Origin of the sequence: Faecalicatena contorta (assembly GCF_021531995.1) — a bacterium.
Taxonomy (GTDB): domain Bacteria; phylum Bacillota; class Clostridia; order Lachnospirales; family Lachnospiraceae; genus Dorea_A; species Dorea_A contorta_A.
In genome coordinates this window covers 1-1808 of the sequence record NZ_JAFBIZ010000223.1, presented here as the reverse complement: position 1 = coordinate 1808, position 1808 = coordinate 1, and the positions used below count along the sequence as shown (strand labels likewise).

The following is a 1808-nucleotide window of genomic DNA, read 5'->3' as shown; positions in this document are numbered from 1 at the left end:
GGCAACATTCCCTCTTTTATATACTTTATAAGGGATTAATAATTTTCAGCCTTGCGTTCAAAATGTGCCTTTGGATGAGCACATACCGGACATACTTCAGGGGCATCTTCTCCGATGTAAATATATCCACAGTTGTTACATTTCCATCCAAGAGGAGCATCTCCCTTGAAGGTAGTTCCGTTCTTATAATTTTCAAGCAGTTTGTTGTAGCGTTTTTCATGTGCAGCCTCTACTTCGCCAACCAGTTCAAACTTTGCAGCCAGTTCAGGGAATCCTTCCTCTCTGGCGTCCTCAGCCATCTGTTTGTACATTTCTGTCCATTCGTAGTTCTCGCCTGCTGCAGCATCAGCAAGATTTTCCTCTACTGTTCCGATTCCGTGGAATTCCTTGAACCACATTTTAGCATGTTCTTTTTCCTGATTAGCTGTTTCTTCAAAGATGTTTGCCATCTGTACAAAACCGGCTTTTTTTGCAGCAGAAGCGTAGTAAGTGTATTTGTTACGCGCTTCAGATTCTCCTGCAAATGCAGCCATAAGATTTTTTTCTGTTTTTGTTCCTGCATATTTTGACATATTTTCGTTCCTCCTTATAATTATTTTCGAACAGATAGTTAGTTTTCACATTAACGAGTAGGGTGAAAACTTATATAACGGAAGACTCATGTGAATATTCCGTAAAAAAATGAGGATAAATCCGGGATTCATCCTCAATGTTATTAAATGGGATTACTCGCCAAAGTATCTCTTTAACAGACCTTCGAAAGCTTTTCCATGTCTAGCTTCGTCACGAGCCATCTCGTGTACTGTATCGTGAATCGCGTCAAGATTAGCAGCTTTTGCTCTCTTTGCAAGATCAAACTTACCAGCTGTTGCACCGTTCTCAGCGTCAACTCTCATCTCAAGGTTCTTCTTTGTGCTGTCTGTTACGACTTCTCCAAGTAATTCTGCGAATTTAGCAGCATGTTCAGCTTCTTCATAAGCAGCTTTTTCCCAGTATAATCCAATCTCCGGATATCCTTCTCTGTGAGCAACTCTTGCCATTGCAAGATACATACCTACTTCAGAGCACTCGCCTTCAAAGTTTGCTCTCAGGTCTGCAAGGATGTCTTCGCTAACGCCCTTAGCAACACCTACAACGTGCTCTGCAGCCCATTCTCTTTCACCGGTCTGCTCTTTGAACTTATCTGCGCCAACGCCACATACTGGACATTTTTCCGGTGCAGCTTCGCCTTCGTAAACATAACCACATACTGTACATACAAATTTTTTCATGATGAAGTTCTCCTTTTCTTATTTAAATTTTATTGATTTTAATATTAGTAATTGTTACTGATATTAAATTACCACAACTGATTCATTTTGTCAATTATTATTTCAACTTTTTTTCTTCTTTCTCAGCGCAATCAGCGCAAATGCCATAAAACAAAGTAGTGTGTGAATCGATGATTCCATCGAAAGATTGATTTGCAAGAGCGTTGATCTTGTGGATGTGTTCTTCATTCATTTTCAGATCGAATACATTACCGCAACGGTTACAGACAACATGGTAGTGAGGATCCGTTTTTCCGTCGAATCGGTCGCCTCCGTTTGGGGTGGAGATCTTTATGACTTCTCCGATATCTGCCAGCAGATTCAGATTACGGTAGACTGTGCCAAGGCTAATGTTTGGAAATTCTTCTCTTACGTGGAGATATACGGTATCAGCAGTGGGGTGTTCCATAGTATTTGATAAATATTCTTTAATAGAAGCTCTCTGCCTGCTGTATTTTAAAGTTGCCATTTTAAGCCTCCTTTCAATAATGATAATAA

3 protein-coding genes are annotated in these 1808 nt (G+C 40.1%); all 3 read right to left on the bottom strand.

Annotation, left to right across the window (positions count from 1 at the left end):
* Window positions 1-35 precede the first annotated feature (35 nt).
* Complete coding sequence (gene rbr, locus JQM82_RS15430) at window positions 36-572, bottom strand: rubrerythrin (RefSeq protein WP_235251297.1); 537 nt, start codon at window positions 570-572, stop codon at window positions 36-38.
* 153 nt (window positions 573-725) lie between these two features.
* Complete coding sequence (locus JQM82_RS15425) at window positions 726-1271, bottom strand: NADH peroxidase (RefSeq protein WP_235251296.1); 546 nt, start codon at window positions 1269-1271, stop codon at window positions 726-728.
* 97 nt (window positions 1272-1368) lie between these two features.
* Entirely contained in the window at window positions 1369-1779 is a 411-nt protein-coding gene (locus tag JQM82_RS15420) for a Fur family transcriptional regulator (protein ID WP_235251295.1), read from the bottom strand.
* Window positions 1780-1808: the final 29 nt, after the last annotated feature.